The sequence below is a fragment of the Marinobacter suaedae genome, assembly GCF_030519635.1.
Taxonomy (GTDB): domain Bacteria; phylum Pseudomonadota; class Gammaproteobacteria; order Pseudomonadales; family Oleiphilaceae; genus Marinobacter; species Marinobacter suaedae.
In genome coordinates this window covers 1268891-1284458 of sequence record NZ_JAUMIS010000001.1, presented here as the reverse complement: position 1 = coordinate 1284458, position 15568 = coordinate 1268891, and the positions used below count along the sequence as shown (strand labels likewise).

Below are 15568 nucleotides of genomic sequence, written 5' to 3'. Positions count from 1 at the left end.
AACCACTCCGGTTATTCTTCGTCAGTCTGGCGCTTGATCCACGCCAGTACATGTTCCGAGGGTACCCTCTGCAGGCCCGGCGGCTGATAATCCGTCAGCTCGCCCTGGCCCAGTACCAGCAGCCCCCCGGGCGCCAGTCGCTCTGCTAGTCGTCTGACTATTTCCCGCCGGCGCCAGCGACGGAAGTAAATCAGCAGATTCTGACAGAAGATAATGTTCATGCCGTGCATCGGTGCCTTGGCGAGGTTGAGCACGTTCAGCCCGGCGAAGCAGACCCGATCCCGGATACTGTCGACGATTTCAACGGTGTTCCGCTCGGCGGGGCGGAAATACCGGGCTTTCAGTGTCTCGTCCATTCCCATCAACTTGCGGGGATTGAACTGGCCTCGACGGGCCTTTTCGATAGCGGGCTTGCTGATGTCCGAGCCGGTGACGCCAAACAGTGGCGGCAACTCAAGCTGGGTCATGCATTCGTTCAGTACCATGGCCAGGGTGTACGGTTCTTCACCGGTTGAGCACCCGACGCTCCACACTTCCGGGGGGCGCTTTTTAAGCGCCTCCCGGGGGCGGGTCAGCACATAGTCTGACACCAGGCGAAAAGCATCAGTGTCGCGGAAAAACCGGGTTTCCTGCACCGTCAGCCGATCCACCAGGGTCGACCATTCACGAATGGCATCCGGGCCTGAGACGATTTGTTCGTAATAGGCCTGGTAGCTGCTGCAGCCGATTTCCCTCATCCGGATCCCGAGGTTGGTTTCCAGGAATGAGCGGCGGTCGGCCGACAGGGTCATGCCGGTTCGGTGCTCCAGCAAGGTCTGCCACTGACTGAACTGCGCCTCATCCATATCCGGGAGTCGGCGCAGGGACCAGATGCCCTCGTCAGCAGACAGGTTGTTATGCATGTGCGCCATAAACCGTCAACAGCCCGAGACCGAAAATCAGCCCACCACCGGAACGTCGGCGTCTTCCTGTTCTTCCTGCTCGACGGCCTCTTCGTCCGGCAGGGTAAAGCCGGCAACGGAAGACCGCAGTTCGGACGCCATCTCGGCCAGGTGACCGATAGACTTGGCGGTCGCGTTGGTACCAGACGAGGTCTGCGAGGTGATTTCCTGGATGACGTTCATCGTGTTGGAAATGTGTGCCGCAGAGGACGACTGCTGACGCGCCGCGTTGGAGATGTTCTGGATCAATTCCGCCAGACTCATGGATACGTTCTCGATTTCCTCGAGCGCGATACCCGCGTCCTGGGCCAGGCGTGCACCACGGACCACCTCGGCGGTGGTGTGTTCCATGGAGATTACCGCTTCGTTGGTATCCGACTGGATCGTCTTAACCAGGGCTTCAATCTGCTTGGTTGCTGCAGAAGAACGTTCCGCCAGTCGCTGAACTTCATCCGCAACCACCGCGAAGCCTCGACCCGCGTCACCGGCCATAGAGGCCTGGATCGCAGCGTTCAGAGACAGGATGTTGGTCTGGTCGGCAATGTCGTTGATCAGGGATACGATGTCACCGATTTCCTGGGAAGATTCACCCAGTCGCTTGATCCGCTTGGAGGTTTCCTGGATCTGCTCACGGATGTTGTCCATGCCGCGGATGGTGTTCTGTACCACTTCCGCGCCTTTCTTCGCGATCGCAACCGACCGCTCCGCAACCGCGGAGGATTCCGCAGCGTTCGAGGATACCTGGTCGATGGACACCGCCATCTCGTTAACCGCCGCAGAAGCTCCGGCAATCTCTTGCGCCTGGTGCTCGGAAGCGTCCGCCAGGTGCATCGCTGTGGCCTGGGTTTCCTGGGCCGCAGAGGCAACGCCTACCGCCGTTCCACGGATGGCGGTTACCAGTCCGCGCATCTGGTCGATCGCGTAGTTGATAGAGTCCGCGATGGCACCGGTGAAATCCTCGGTTACCGTGGCCTCGGTGGTCAGGTCACCGTCTGCGAGGTCAGCCAGTTCGTCCAGCAGTCGCAGGATCGCGTTCTGGTTCTGCTCGTTCTGCTCTTCCGTGGTGGCCAGGCGATCGCGGGCGTCGCGGTACAGGGCCAGACCGATGAAGATAACGATACCGATCATGGCGGCCAGGATGATGAAGGCCAGGGTCGGTCCGATGAAGCGGGCGCTGGAGTTGGCACGGAAGCTGCCGGCCAGGGTGGACAGTTCGGTCAGCAGGAGCTCGGAATTCTGGAAGATGTCGCTGGCAGCAGTACGAACCTTGAAGAGGTCGGGAGAGGCTTCAAGGATTGCGTCAACGTTCTGGTTAACGAATTCGAACAGCTCGTCGACGGCCTCAAGACCGTAGATGGCATCTTCGTCGTTTACCTTGGAAATGCCCATGCCCTGGTTGCCGTTGAGCTGGCCTTCCAGAACGCGACCGAACAGGCTGGCATCGCGGCCAAAGCGGTCGGCGGCAATAACGGCTTCTTCGTCACCGGACAGTACGTTGTTAACCGAGCGCACGATCCGCTCGGCCAGCAGTGACTGGCGCTGTGCCAGGGAAATCTGTTCGGCCGGAGCGCCGTTATCCAGCAGGATGCGAACGATGTCGTCGTATTCTACCTGGAGGCTGGGAATGGTCTCGTTCAGGGTCTGGGCTACTTCGTGAAGGCCCAGTACTGCGTCCTGAGTGGACAGAATCTTGTCGGCGTTTTCCCGAACCGTGTTCCAGTTGTCCTGAACGCCGCTTTCCTGAGCGAGTTCACTGGCCGGGAGGCCGGTTTCCGGGTTGCCCTTGGTGATGTTGGTCCAGAGCTGCTGGAACTCATCCCGTGACCGGCGAAGCTGGTTGAACGCCTCGGCGGTACCGCCAGCGGCCTCGGTGGCGTTCTTCGCGATGGCCTGCGAGAGAACCCGCAATTCAGCGGTGTGGGCGATGTATTCCTGGTCGTGCTGGCTGCTCCTGTTAATCATGAACAGGACTACAACGAGCAGGATGGTAAGTGCGATCAGTGCAGCGATCAGGCCGGCAACAAGCTTGTTGCCCCCCTGGTCCAGACTGAAACTTCCGGCTCTGTTTTTCATTTTCTGGCTCCCGGCCTCTTCAACATAGGTTTGGCAAGTTTGTTTTTCGTACGGGTATCAGGCGGTCAGGGTGAAGTTCCTGCCAGTTTCAACACCCTTTACCATTGTGCGACGTCCAGGAAGCGTTCGTCGTCGATCAGGTCGACGGCGGAAAACACTTTCCAGACTTCGTCGTTGCGCTCGAATCCGCCGGTGACGAACGGGCGAACGCTTTCAGGCACACCGTCCGGCGTGTCCTTGAAACTGTCGGCTGCGAAGTACTGCATGCCCAGTACGCTGTCTACCACCAGACCACTGAAAACATCCCCTTCTTCAACAACCAGAACCCGCCGGTCACGCGGACTGCGCGAGGAACGGGGAATATCAAAGAACAGGGGCAGATCCAGCAGGGGAAGGAGACGACCGCGGACATTGGCCGCACCCAGGAGAAAGGGACGAACCCCGGGAATGCGGGTGAATCGGGGGACATGGAGGATTTCGGTCACTTCACCCATGGGTGCTACATAGCGCTCCCCAGCAAGGATGAATCCGATACCATTCCAGAGTTCTACGGCTTCTTGTTGCTCTGGCAAGCCGGCCGAAAGGGACCGGCTGCGTCGGGCGATATCCGTCAGAACAGCAAAGGGGGCGGTCTGGGCGGACATGCTTACTCCATGATGTTGGGATCAGGCAATCAGGCTATTGATTGTTTTGATCAGATCGTCTTCGTTAACCGGCTTTACCAGGTAACCCTTGGCGCCCTGACGGGTACCCCAGACACGGTCTGTTTCCTGATCCTTGGTGGTGACAATGACCACCGGGATGGAGGCAGTTTCAGGCGCGCGTGTCAGCTGACGGGTGGCCTGGAAGCCGTTCAGGCCAGGCATGACCACGTCCATCAGGACCAGATCCGGAGTTTCGGCGCGGGCCTTGGCAACGCCGTCTGCGCCGTTATCAGCCGTCAGGATTTCGTGCTGGTGCTTCTCCAGGATGGTGGAGATCTTCTTAACCTCGGTAGGGGAATCGTCAACAATGAGAATGCGAGCCATGGTTTCCTCGAAAAATTCTGGGTTTCAGCAGGTTTACTGTTCCGCCTGGGGGACGTATTGGCGGATCGTGTTCAACAGCTCATCCTTGCTGAACGGCTTGGTCAGGTACTGGTCAGAGCCCACAATGCGACCCTTGGCCTTGTCGAACAGACCGTCCTTACTGGAGAGCATGATAACCGGCGTCTTTTTGAAAGAGGAATTGTTCTTGATCAGTGCGCAGGTCTGGTAGCCATCCAGTCGCGGCATCATGATGTCCACAAAAATGATGTCCGGCTGGGAATCGGCGATTTTGGCCAGAGCGTCAAAGCCGTCAGTTGCGGTGATGACCTCACAGCCAACCTTTTTCAGGAGGGTTTCTGCGGTGCGACGAATGGTTTTACTGTCGTCGATCACCATGATCTTCAGATTCTCGAAGTTGTCATCCATTATCCAACTGCCTTGCGCTCAGCTACTGTCATTATTTTTCGATGGGGTTTTTAACACACTTGTACAGGATGTTCTATTAACCTCCCCATTTATAGAGGATAAAGGGGGCTATAAAAAGCACTTCTTTGTGACCAAATGTACCCCTGCATGAGCCCTCACGTAATTCCCAGAACGCGGCTACGGGTGCATTTGCTGTCCGGTTACAATACCATTCGGGATTGCGTTTCAACGCAGTCAATCATCGGGTGTGCGAGCGAGTTGGCACACTCAATTTGGTACATCCAACCTCGGGAGCTCGGGAGACTCATGACAGTCCGACTTGGCATCGTGATGGATCCGATTGAGGATATCCACTTCAAGAAAGACAGTTCACTGGCCATGTTGCTGGCAGCGCAGCAGCGGGGCTGGGAGCTGGAGTACATGGAGCTGCCTGATATGTACCTGGACGGCGGGAAGGCCATGGCCCGTACCCGCGAACTGACCGTCCACGCCGATCCGGAGAACTGGTACAGCTTCGGATCGACCCAGGACCGGGCGCTGGGGGATCTGGATGTCATCCTGATGCGCAAGGACCCGCCCGTGGACCGCGAATTCATCATGGCCACGTACATTCTTGATGCGGCCGAGCAGCAGGGTGCCCTGGTGGTGAACCCTCCGGCGACCCTGCGGGACTGCAACGAGAAGCTGTTCGCCACCCAGTTCGAAGACCTCACGCCGCCCTTGCTGGTGAGTCGCTCTGCGTCCCGTTTCCGCGAGTTCTATGCCGAGCACGGCGATGTCATCATGAAACCGGTGGATGGCATGGGCGGCCATTCCATTTTCCGGATCAAGGAAAACGACGCCAATCTGGGCGTCATTATCGAAACCCTCACCAACTACGGTGAGCATCAGGCCATGGCGCAGAAGTTCATCCCGGAAATTCGGGATGGCGACAAACGCATCCTGCTGATCGAAGGCGAGCCGGTGCCCTACGCGCTTGCGCGAATCCCCTCGCACGGTGAAAATCGCGGCAACCTGGCGGCCGGTGGTCGCGGGGAAGGACGTGAGCTGACCGACCGGGACCGGGAAATCTGTGCCCGTGTGGCGCCAGTCATCAAGGAAAAAGGGTTGATATTTGTCGGTCTGGACGTGATCGGCGATTACCTGACCGAAATCAATGTCACCAGTCCCACCTGCATCCGGGAACTGGATGCCGCGTTCGGTATCGATATTGCCGGTATGTTGATGGAAGCCATTGCCAGGCGTCTGGGCAACGAAAAGCGGGCGTAATTGCCGGCAAGCAGAGCAAGTAAGGTAACCAGGATCAGTAATGGCAGTACAGGTAAGCGACTTCGACCGGTTTTCTTTCACCCTTTTCGTGGCGTTGGCGGTCCATGCGATGATCGTCCTGGGCATCAGCTTTGCGCCGGAGGACCCTCAGGCCTCCGCACAAACCATGGAAATTACCCTGTCGCAGTTCGACGATGAAGAGGCACCGGACGATGCGGATTTCCTGGCGCAGACCAGTCAAAAGGGCAGTGGTACCGAAGACGAAGTGAAAGAGCTGACAACGCCGAATCCGGCCGAGATCAGTCAACCGGAGGTGGCACAGGTCCAGCCCGAGCCACCGTCACAGGCACGGCCCCAGCCTGACCGTGAACAGCGGGTGATTCAGACGGAAGGCGTTTCCAGTCGGAGTGCCCGCCGGCCTGAAACCCGTACCGACCCCATGGAAGAGCCCCTGCCGGAGAACCGTAAAAAGAGCCTGATGGAGCGCAGCCTCGAAATTGCCAGCCTGGAAGCCCGCTTTGCGGCCCAACAACAGGCTTACGCCCGCAAGCCCCGGGTGATGAGGGTGACCTCGGCTTCCACGCTCCGATCTTCGAACGCCTATTATGTAAAAAGCTGGGTCGATAAAGTGACCCGTGTAGGCAACATCAACTACCCTACAGAGGCGCGGCGGGCCGGTATTCACGGCACGGTTCGTGTGTTGGTCTCACTCAAGAAGGATGGCTCGATCAAGAAAGTGGCCGTGCTTGAATCGTCCGGTAGCACCGTTCTGGACGACGCGGCCATCCGGATAGTCCGGATGGCTTCGCCATTTGCGCCCTTCCCGCCACAAATGCGGGAAGAGGTCGATGAACTGGAAATTATACGAACCTGGTCTTTCCAGCGACGGGGGCTCACATCGGGATGACCGCATCCAAGCATTCACCCAACAGCCTGCGCCACCACTTCCTGGTGGCATCGCCCTATCTGGCTGATCCCCGTTTTCACGGTGGGGTGATCTATCTGTGCGAACATTCGGATGAAGGGGCCTTCGGCCTCATGATCAACCAGCCCCTGCAGATTCATCTGGGGGAGATTCTTGAGCAACTCGACATGTCGGGAGGCGAACTTGATCTGCCCGTATACAGTGGCGGACCGGTGGAGCCCGAACGTGGCTTTGTGCTTCACCCGCCGGGCACCAACTGGCAGAACACCGCCAAGGTGACCGATGAGGTCCTGTTAACCACATCCCGGGACGTGTTGTCAGCGATTGGCAAGAATAACGGGCCGGACGAGTTTCTGGTGGCCCTGGGCTATTCCGGCTGGAGTGAGGGCCAGCTGGAGGAAGAACTGGGCAGCAATGCCTGGCTCACCTGCCCGGCCACCACCGATCTGTTGTTCCGAACGCCCTGGGGTGACCGTTACCGGGCCGTCCTCGAGTTGATTGGTATCGACCTTAACCAGCTCAGTGATTCCATTGGCCATGCCTGAAGTAGGGCAACGCCGGGTCCTGGCATTTGATTTCGGTACACGCCGGATTGGTGTGGCCGCCGGCCAGGAAATGCTCGGCACCGGCCAACCCGTGACCATGCTGCCGGCCCGGGATGGCATTCCCGACTGGCAGGCCATAGGCCGTTTGCTGGAGGAGTGGCGCCCGGATGTGGTGGTCGTGGGGTTACCCCTCAATATGGATGATTCCGAGAACGAGATGTGTGCCCGGGCCCGGAAGTTTGGCAAGCGCCTGCACGGGCGGTATCACCTGCCCGTGGAGATGGTGGACGAGCGGCTGACCAGCTTCGAAGCCAAGGGTGATGTGATGGCCGGTGGTGGTAGCCGGGATTTTGGCCGGCATGGTGTGGATGACCGCGCTGCGGTTCTGATTCTGGAAACCTGGTTCGGGCTTCAGGAAACCCGGCCCGACTGAGTTCGGGAATGCTTTCTTCTACAGCGAGGATGTAATGACTGCACAGCTAGATATCGATCAACTGCTGGATAAGCTGGAAACGGGATTGCGTCAGGTGCTCAATGAGCGCGACATTGATGCCCCCCTGATGGTGGGCATTCGCACGGGCGGTGTCTGGCTGGCAGATTTGCTCAGCAAGCGGCTACAGCTCGAGACGGCTCCCGGCGAACTGGATATCTCTTTTTATCGCGACGACTTCAGCCGCATTGGCCTGAACCCGCGGGTCCGGCCGTCCAGCCTCCCGTTCGATACCGAAGGGCGCGATATTATCCTTGTGGACGATGTGATCATGAGCGGCCGGACGATTCGGGCGGCGATGAATGAAATTTTCGATTACGGGCGTCCCGACAGTATCATACTCGCCACCCTGGTTGACCTCGGCGCCCGCGAGCTGCCCATTCAACCCGATGTGGTCGGCCGGAGTATGACCCTGGCATCAAGCCAGCGGGTGAAACTCAGGGGGCCCGACCCGCTGCGTATCGAGGTGCAGGAGGGCGGCGCATAACCCCTGCGCTCAGTTGCTGGCGACACCATACCGATGAACTTCAAGCAGGCTACTCATGACTGACCAAGGTCAATCCTTCCACAACCTGCAGCTGACCGACGACGGTCAGTTGCGGCATTTTCTCACTCTGGACGGCCTCGACAGGCAATTGCTGACCGACATTCTGGATACCGCCGATTCGTTCATTGAAGTGGGCGAGCGAACCATCAAAAAGGTTCCTCTGCTTCGGGGGCGAACCGTGGTCAACCTGTTCTTTGAGTCCAGCACCCGCACCCGCAGTACCTTCGAGCTGGCTGCCAAGCGCCTGTCCGCGGATGTGCTGAACCTGGATATCAGTACCTCGGCCACCTCCAAAGGTGAGTCCCTGTCCGATACCCTGCTGAACCTGGAGGCCATGGCCAGCGACATGTTCGTGGTTCGGCATTCCCAGAGTGGCGCCCCCCATTTTATCGCTGAGCATGTGACGCCGGGCGTTGCCATCATTAACGCCGGCGATGGCCGCCACGCCCATCCCACCCAGGCCATGCTCGACATGCTGACCATTCGACAGCACAAGGGCACCTTCGAGGGCTTGAAGGTGGCTATCGTGGGGGATGTTCTGCATTCACGGGTCGCCCGTTCGCAGATCCGCGCCCTGAACGAACTCGGTGCGGAAGAAGTCCGGGTGATTGCTCCGGGCACCTTGTTGCCGAGGGATGTGGAAAGCCTGGGCTGCACTGTGGAGTTCGATATGAACCGTGGCATGCGGGATCTGGATGTGGTGATCATGCTCCGTCTTCAGAAAGAACGGATGGAGGGGGCCCTGCTACCCAGTGAGCGTGAATTTTACCGGTTGTATGGTCTCAGTCAGGAAAAGCTCGCCCTGGCCAAACCGGATTGCATTGTTATGCATCCGGGCCCCATCAATCGAGGTGTGGAAATCGAGTCTGCTGTGGCCGATGGTCCCCAGTCGGTGATTCTCAACCAGGTGACCAACGGCATTGCCATTCGTATGGCCGTGATGTCCATGGCCATGGGTGGCCAGCTGGCGGATCGCAACCGGAAGCAAAGTGAGGTAGTCCAGCCATGAACCTGAGTGCATCACCCAATGTGGCTACCCTCAAGATTGTTGGTGGACGACTGCTGGATGGGCAGGGCGTAGACGCGGAAAACGCCGCGCTGTTGATTCGTGATGGCCGCATTGCGGCAGTTGGCGAGGCCGCCCGGCAGGCCAAGGCCGATGGCACAATCAACGCCGAGGGCTGCGTCATTTCACCGGGTTTCGTGGACCTGCATTGTAACCTGCGGGAACCCGGCAACGGGCAGAAAGGCAGCATCGCCTCAGAGACCCGGGCTGCCGCCCACGGCGGGTTTACCTCGGTATGCACCTCGCCGGAAACCTCACCTGTGAACGATTCGGGGGCGGTGACCCACCTGATCCGGGATGTGGCTGCGTGTCGGTCTCCCATCCGCGTACTGCCTGTAGGAGCTTTGACTCGGGGTCTGGAAGGGGATCTGCTCAGTGACATGGCGGGTCTTGCCTCTGCCGGCTGTGTCGCCGTGGGTAATGGCTCCCGTGGTGTGCGCAACGCGCGCACCCTCCGCCGCTGCATGGCTTATGCAAAGACCTTTGGTCTGACGGTGATTCTGAACCCGGAAAACGCTGCCCTGGCGGCGGATGGCTATGCCCACGATGGCCTGGTGGCATCCCGTCTCGGTCTGCTGGGTATTCCGGAAGTCGCTGAAACCACGGCCGTAATGGAAATGATCCTGCTGGCCGAAGAGACTGGCGTCCGCCTGCATCTGGGGCAGATTTCCAGTGCTCGCAGTGTGGAAATGCTTGCGGATGCACGCCGGCGGGGAATAGCCGTCAGCGCGGACGTTGCCATGCACCAGCTGGCATTCACCGAAGATGCCCTCGCGGGGTTCGACAGCCGGTTCCACGTGCGTCCGCCACTACGCAGTGAGCAGGACCGGCTGGCTCTGATTGCCGGTGTTCGCGAGGGAGTGATTGATGCCATCGTCAGTCAGCACCAACCCCATGACACGGCAGCCAAGCAGGCGCCGCTGGCAGCCACCGAACCGGGTTTGTCCACTGTCGAGAGCGTCCTGTCTCTGGGTCTGGAACTGGTCAACCGCAAGGAGCTGTCACTGGCCGAGTTGATCCGTGGGCTGACCGGCGGCCCGGCTTCTGTCATTGGTCGGAGTGCGAGTCTGGGCGAGGGGGAGCTGGCAGACCTGTGCATGTTCGATCCCGCCGACCAATGGATCCCCGCACATGACAGCATCGTCTCTACCGGACGGCATACCCCGGTTTCCGACCGACCCTTGCCCGGTGTGGTTCGCATGACCCTCGTTGGCGGGTCCATTGCCTGGGGCAGCGAGCCTCAATAGGGCGCCTTCCTTAAAATGCGGCAGGGGTAATAGGGCCCCTGTCGACTTCATCACAGATTCCCTTTTTTCCCTCAAAAGCGCTTGAAGAGCGGCATCTGTGCCAACGTATCCTAGTGATCGTCGGTCTACTGTCGACCAAGGAAGAGCGCAACCGGTACATCTGGACGTGCCGGTTCTCGACGACAATAATTCAGGAGTTATCCCGTGAAACCAACAACCTTCCCGCAACGGGTCGTTGTGGCTGCTGCCCTGTGTGCCAGCCTGTTGTTCTCATCCCTGGCATCTGCGCAGAATGAGCCCCTCGAACGTAGTTTCTGTGTATTCGATCCTGTGGGTGCTAATGGCCCGCTGTTCGCCATCACCAAGAGTTTCAAGCCGGTTGCCCTGAAGAAGGGCATCAAGCTGAATCTGCGTGCTTACACCGATGAAAAAGTCGCTGCCGAGGATTTCAAGGCAGGGCAGTGTGATGCGGTTCTGTTGACCGGCACCCGGGCCCGTGAGTTCAACAAGTTTACTGGCAGTCTGGAGGCTATGGGTGCGGTACCGGGTGAGGAGGAGATGCGTCTGCTCTACAACACCCTGAGTCAGGAGAAAGCGCGACCCTTCCTGGTCGACGGTCCGTATGAAGTGGCTGGCGTGTTCCCGGGTGGTGCCATCTATCTTCATACCCGTGATCGCAGCATCGATTCGGTCGAGAAGCTGCAGGGCAAGCGCATTGCGACCCTCGATTACGATGAAGCCTCTGTACGCATGGTGCGTCACGTGGGGGCATCGGTAGTTGGTTCGAACTCCGCCAACTTTGCCGGCAAATTCAACAACGGCAGCGTGGACCTTGCCTACGCCCCGGCCGTGGCCTACACACCGCTGGAACTGTACAAGGGCGTGGAGCCGAATGGCGCGGTCGTGAAATACGCACTTGGTTACATGAACTTCCAGGTCATTATTCACCGTGACCGTTTTCCCGACGACGCGGCTCAGATGGTTCGAGCCGAAGCCATCAAGCGTATTGACGAAGCCTACGACATCATCGCCAAGGCGGAAGCCGAGATTCCGTCAAATGTCTGGATGAGTCTGCCAACTGCAGACACCGCCAAGTACGACAAAATGCTGCAGAAAGTGCGGCTGTCGTTGCTGGAAGATGGGGTGTTTGACGAGCGCGCCATCAAGTTGATGAAGGCGATTCGTTGCCGGGTTGATGCCACCCGTTCCGAGTGCGCTTCCTGATCCGGTAGCAGTGATTGGGGCCGGCGAAGGCGGCCCCTGATTTCGGTCAGCCGATCTGTTCTTTGAAGGCCTTGCCAGCTTTGAAACCTACAGTTTTGCTGGCGGGAATCTGGATGGATGCGCCAGTCTGCGGATTCCTGCCATTGCGTGCTTCACGGGCACGGATATTAAAGGTTCCGAAGCCAATCAGGGAGACATCCTCACCCCGGGCAGCTGCAGCCGAAATCTGGTCGGTGAAAGCCGTAATCACTTCACTGGCCTTATCCCGGCTGAGGCCGGTCTGATCAGCAACCGCAGCGGCTAGTTCGGGTTTGCGCATTTGGAACTCCTTCTTGTTGTGTTTTTTGACGTGCATGCGACGCCCGGCGGGCGGCGACTCGGACCATCTATAGAGGGTCCGCTGCCATTGTGCAAACAGACGCTGCAGCTGGATCTGGAGCCAACAGCGGCATTTGCGGCTTTGGTCGCATAAAAACAGCGGGTTATCAGACATAATTTGATTCTGGTTACGGTTTGTAACATCAGTTTTCCTTTGCTTGGCCAGACAGTTAGCAAGTGAAAACCAAGAAAACATCCGAAGGTGAAGCAGCGATGACAGTCTCTCCAAACCTGACACTGGACAGTTTCCAGGTCCTCAAACGCTTCAAGACCGTTGTTGCGGCTTTGATAGCAAGTGCGGCTCTGAGTGGCTGTGGGGTGGTCAACAACATGATCTACAAGACCACCGGAGATGTGATGCAGGGGTTTTCCCGCGACCATACCGTGCCGTATCTGCTGGAAAGTGATGATCTGGCCATGGGCTGTGCCATGAGCGAGGCCACCGCCCCGCTTCTGATGTCCTTTGGCCGGGTAACCTCAGAACCTGATCAGCTGGCAGTAATGCTCTACCTGTCTGCCGGTGGTTGCGCTGAGGAAAAAGCGCGCGAACACGAGCTGGCAGGGCTTGCAGCCATGCACAGCCTGAAAGCGGTGGAAGCGGAAGACGCCATGATTCGTCAGAAGCGTGCTTACGTGCTGGCGGCCAAACGGTATCACAAGGCCTGGCAGCACCATAACACCTTCTACGGCAAGCCTGATGATGGGGAGTGTCCGGGTTTTGATGACGACATGGACGAGTTTATCTACATGGCTGGCCTGATGTCAGGACTGCAGGCACTGAACGCCCAGGTACAGTCAACCGCCTCTCTGGGGGTTCCGGCCAACATCGGCTCCATCGTTGCGCGCGCTACCAGTTGCCTGGACAACGAGAAATGGTGGGGGGCTCCGATGGCGCTCAGAGCCACGGTCTGGGCCATGATCCCGGGAGCCCTTCCACAAGGTGAAAATGCCTTCGAGCGACTGGAGCGTGCTGATAAACAGGGCGAAGCGGCTGGCGTCCGACTGCCCCATGTGTTCCACGCCATTGCTGCCCTGAACCAGGGCGATTCTGAGAAAGTGAAGGCCGTCATCCGGGACCATGCTGAGGCGATCAACGATCGCCCGGCCGACTGGGACTGGCGGTTCGTCGATGCCATGGCCACCGACATGATCGTTGCGATTTCCGACCGCATGTGGGTAGAGAACACCGGACATCGTACCCCGCTCGGTCAGCTTGGCAGTTTCTGGGACGACCAGCAGGAAGAAGTTGAAACCATGGATCTGGATGATCTTTTGTAATAACCGGATAGCTCAGAGTGTGTTGTTATGTCGGGTACCTCAGAGTATGCAGTGATGTCCAAGGCCGGTTTTCGTCGTAGCGGGTTGGAGTGGTTTTCGTCACTGCCAGCCTGTTTGCTACTGCTGGCCGTGGTCATATTTTCCACCAGCAGTGATATTCACAACCAGATGCTGCGCGCCGGTGAGTATTTCTGGAGCGGCTATTATCAGCTGCGAATGGATCCGGTGGAGCCCACGTGTAATCCTGATCGGAATATCGACGCTGCCGTCGCTGCAGAAATGGCAGAGGCTCCCGCGGCCGATGATCCGATGGCGGCCCTGTTGGGTGTGGAAGAGAAAAATCCGGCGGACGTTCGGACTGCCATTGAGCGGGCCGTCAAGGATTGCCGCGAGGCGCACCTCAATTACGACAGCCTGAAGGGCAAGCTTACGGTCGGAGTCCAAGCCTACCGCGCGGTCGAACTCTTCGTGGCGGATTTGATCGCTTTTGGCCTGACTTCCCAACGCTACATTCTGGTTATTCTGGTGATGCTGTGTGCGGTAACCGCCACGCTTACCCGCCACCATATTGCGATGCGGGCCATGGAAACCCGTCTTGATTACATGGTCTCCCATGGTCTGCAGACCGTCGCCAACCTGATGTTGTTTGGCTCCAGTTTTATCTTTCGCCAGTCAACCCTGGCGGCGGAAACCCGGGTAACCCAGGAAGAAATGCTCTTGCACAATTTCTGGATTATCGGCTTTGCCTGTCTGACCCTGGCAAGCGTTTACCGGCTGTTGCGGGTGCCCAATGATCTCCAGCTTGGCGGTACCCTCAACAAGGCCTTCCTGTCTGTCCCCCTGTATACAGTCATGTGTCTGATTTCCGGCACCTACTTCTCGCTGATCGGGCATTCCTCTGGCATCGGTATCTATCTTGGCAAGATGATGGAACTGGCGGATATGTTCCTGAATGTGGGCCTGTACGTCTGGGTCGGCATGATGCTAAAGCAGACGCAATTGGCCACGCTGGTTTTCAACGTGTTCCGGCCCTGGCGGATGCCGCCGGAAATGCTGGCTGTGGTGGCTGTGCTGGTGGCGGCAGTGCCAACGGCCTATACCGGTGCCTCGGGCATTTTTGTCATCGCGGCCGGTGCCGTTATCTACAGCGAACTGCGGGCTGCCGGTGCCCGCCGGCAGCTGGCCCTGGCGGCCACGGCGATGTCCGGTTCCCTGGGTGTGGTCCTTCGCCCCTGCCTGTTGGTGGTCGTGATCGCCTATCTGAACCGTGAAGTGACCACCGATGAGTTGTTTGGCTGGGGCCTGTGGGTATTTGTGCTCACTGCAACCATGTTCATGCTGGTGGCGCTGACGGTGAACCGCGAGAACAAGATTGATCTGGCGCCTGCGAATCAGGCCCTGCCCGCCATGCTTGAGGCGCTCAAGCCGCTGGTTCCATACGTTGTGGTGATTGCAGCGGTGGTGCTGTTCTACCGCTTCGCCCTTAATGTGCAGATGGATGAGTTCTCCGCGCCCAGGCTGTTGCCGGTCATCATGCTCGGCATCCTTGTATACGAGCATTTCCGGTTCAAGAAGGATCCTGGCCATGCCTCTGCAAAGGTAGAAGATGTCAAAGGTCTTGAGAAGAGCCTGCGAGGGGCCACCAACGATACCACGGCGGAAATCGGTGCGCTTTTGCTCCTGTTGGGCCTGTCGGTCAGTATCGGCGGTGTGATCGAGCGCTCTCACCTGATGGAAACCTTCCCGCAGTCATTCGATAGCGCCTGGTCTGCCATGCTGTTGATGGTAATGATCCTGGTCGTTCTGGGTATGATCATGGACGCTTTTGGTGCCGTCATCCTGGTGACGGCTACCGTAGCGACCATTGCCTACAGCAGTGGGATTCACCCGATCCACTTCTGGATGGTGACCCTGGTGGCGTTCGAGCTGGGGTATCTCAGTCCGCCGGTCGCACTTAATCATCTGCTCACCCGTCAGGTGGTCGGTGAGGCGGAGGTGACTCTGGCCTTGCAGGAAGAAGGCACCTTCTACCAGCGTCATGAACGGATCATTATGCCGCTGATCGCCATGGGCATTTCCCTGCTGATCGTGGCCTTTGTTCCGCTTATGTTCTACGCCTGATCGCATTCCG

General features: G+C 58.5%; 16 protein-coding genes. 10 read left to right on the top strand and 6 right to left on the bottom strand.

The window, feature by feature from the left end; genetic code table 11:
• Nucleotides 1-11 precede the first annotated feature (11 nt).
• The 5 genes from QVZ43_RS05960 to pilG all read right to left on the bottom strand — a co-directional run bounded on the left by QVZ43_RS05960 (nucleotide 12) and on the right by pilG (nucleotide 4468).
• Entirely contained in the window at nucleotides 12-911 is a 900-nt protein-coding gene (locus QVZ43_RS05960) for a CheR family methyltransferase (RefSeq protein WP_223794905.1), read from the bottom strand.
• Nucleotides 912-938: 27 nt separating this feature from the next.
• Nucleotides 939-3014, bottom strand: coding sequence for a methyl-accepting chemotaxis protein (locus QVZ43_RS05955; protein ID WP_223794904.1), 2076 nt, complete (start codon nucleotides 3012-3014; stop codon nucleotides 939-941).
• 98 nt (nucleotides 3015-3112) lie between these two features.
• Complete coding sequence (locus tag QVZ43_RS05950; RefSeq protein ID WP_223794903.1) at nucleotides 3113-3658, bottom strand: chemotaxis protein CheW; 546 nt, start codon at nucleotides 3656-3658, stop codon at nucleotides 3113-3115.
• Between the two features lie 21 nt (nucleotides 3659-3679).
• Nucleotides 3680-4042 carry a twitching motility response regulator PilH gene (pilH, locus tag QVZ43_RS05945; RefSeq protein ID WP_213476920.1) on the bottom strand — a complete coding sequence of 121 codons (363 nt, stop codon included), beginning with the start codon at nucleotides 4040-4042 and terminating at the stop codon, nucleotides 3680-3682.
• A gap of 33 nt (nucleotides 4043-4075) precedes the next feature.
• The gene (gene pilG / locus QVZ43_RS05940) at nucleotides 4076-4468 is read right to left on the bottom strand and encodes a twitching motility response regulator PilG (RefSeq protein ID WP_008175635.1); all 393 of its coding nucleotides are present in this window, start codon (nucleotides 4466-4468) and stop codon (nucleotides 4076-4078) included.
• Between the two features lie 306 nt (nucleotides 4469-4774).
• Here pilG and gshB point away from each other — a divergent pair, with 306 nt between their 5' ends.
• The 8 genes from gshB to QVZ43_RS05900 all read left to right on the top strand — a co-directional run bounded on the left by gshB (nucleotide 4775) and on the right by QVZ43_RS05900 (nucleotide 11781).
• The gene (gene gshB, locus QVZ43_RS05935; protein WP_223794902.1) at nucleotides 4775-5737 is read left to right on the top strand and encodes a glutathione synthase; all 963 of its coding nucleotides are present in this window, start codon (nucleotides 4775-4777) and stop codon (nucleotides 5735-5737) included.
• Nucleotides 5738-5777: 40 nt separating this feature from the next.
• Nucleotides 5778-6644 (top strand): energy transducer TonB, encoded by an 867-nt coding sequence (locus tag QVZ43_RS05930; RefSeq protein ID WP_302909222.1) that lies wholly within the window; start codon nucleotides 5778-5780, stop codon nucleotides 6642-6644.
• Entirely contained in the window at nucleotides 6641-7207 is a 567-nt protein-coding gene (locus QVZ43_RS05925) for a YqgE/AlgH family protein (RefSeq protein ID WP_302909221.1), read from the top strand. Before QVZ43_RS05930 ends, QVZ43_RS05925 begins: the two co-directional genes overlap by 4 nt.
• Nucleotides 7200-7640: a Holliday junction resolvase RuvX gene (ruvX, locus tag QVZ43_RS05920; RefSeq protein ID WP_223794899.1), complete on the top strand. Its 441-nt coding sequence runs from the start codon at nucleotides 7200-7202 to the stop codon at nucleotides 7638-7640. Before QVZ43_RS05925 ends, ruvX begins: the two co-directional genes overlap by 8 nt.
• Before the next feature lie 34 nt (nucleotides 7641-7674).
• Entirely contained in the window at nucleotides 7675-8184 is a 510-nt protein-coding gene (pyrR, locus tag QVZ43_RS05915) for a bifunctional pyr operon transcriptional regulator/uracil phosphoribosyltransferase PyrR (RefSeq protein WP_223794898.1), read from the top strand.
• A 55-nt stretch (nucleotides 8185-8239) separates the two neighbouring features.
• Nucleotides 8240-9253, top strand: a complete 1014-nt coding sequence (locus tag QVZ43_RS05910) for an aspartate carbamoyltransferase catalytic subunit (RefSeq protein WP_223794897.1) — start codon at nucleotides 8240-8242, stop codon at nucleotides 9251-9253.
• Nucleotides 9250-10557, top strand: coding sequence for a dihydroorotase (locus tag QVZ43_RS05905; RefSeq protein ID WP_223794896.1), 1308 nt, complete (start codon nucleotides 9250-9252; stop codon nucleotides 10555-10557). The genes QVZ43_RS05910 and QVZ43_RS05905 overlap by 4 nt, the downstream gene beginning before the upstream one ends.
• 204 nt (nucleotides 10558-10761) lie before the next feature.
• Entirely contained in the window at nucleotides 10762-11781 is a 1020-nt protein-coding gene (locus tag QVZ43_RS05900) for a putative solute-binding protein (protein WP_302909220.1), read from the top strand.
• Between the two features lie 46 nt (nucleotides 11782-11827).
• Here QVZ43_RS05900 and QVZ43_RS05895 read toward each other — a convergent pair whose 3' ends face one another.
• Nucleotides 11828-12136, bottom strand: a complete 309-nt coding sequence (locus QVZ43_RS05895; protein WP_223794894.1) for an HU family DNA-binding protein — start codon at nucleotides 12134-12136, stop codon at nucleotides 11828-11830.
• A 236-nt stretch (nucleotides 12137-12372) separates the two neighbouring features.
• Here QVZ43_RS05895 and QVZ43_RS05890 point away from each other — a divergent pair, with 236 nt between their 5' ends.
• Both QVZ43_RS05890 and QVZ43_RS05885 read left to right on the top strand, forming a co-directional pair.
• The gene (locus QVZ43_RS05890) at nucleotides 12373-13437 is read left to right on the top strand and encodes a hypothetical protein (protein ID WP_302909219.1); all 1065 of its coding nucleotides are present in this window, start codon (nucleotides 12373-12375) and stop codon (nucleotides 13435-13437) included.
• Nucleotides 13438-13491: 54 nt separating this feature from the next.
• On the top strand, nucleotides 13492-15558 hold the full coding sequence (locus tag QVZ43_RS05885) for a TRAP transporter large permease subunit (RefSeq protein WP_338140890.1): 2067 nt from the start codon (nucleotides 13492-13494) through the stop codon (nucleotides 15556-15558).
• Nucleotides 15559-15568: the final 10 nt, after the last annotated feature.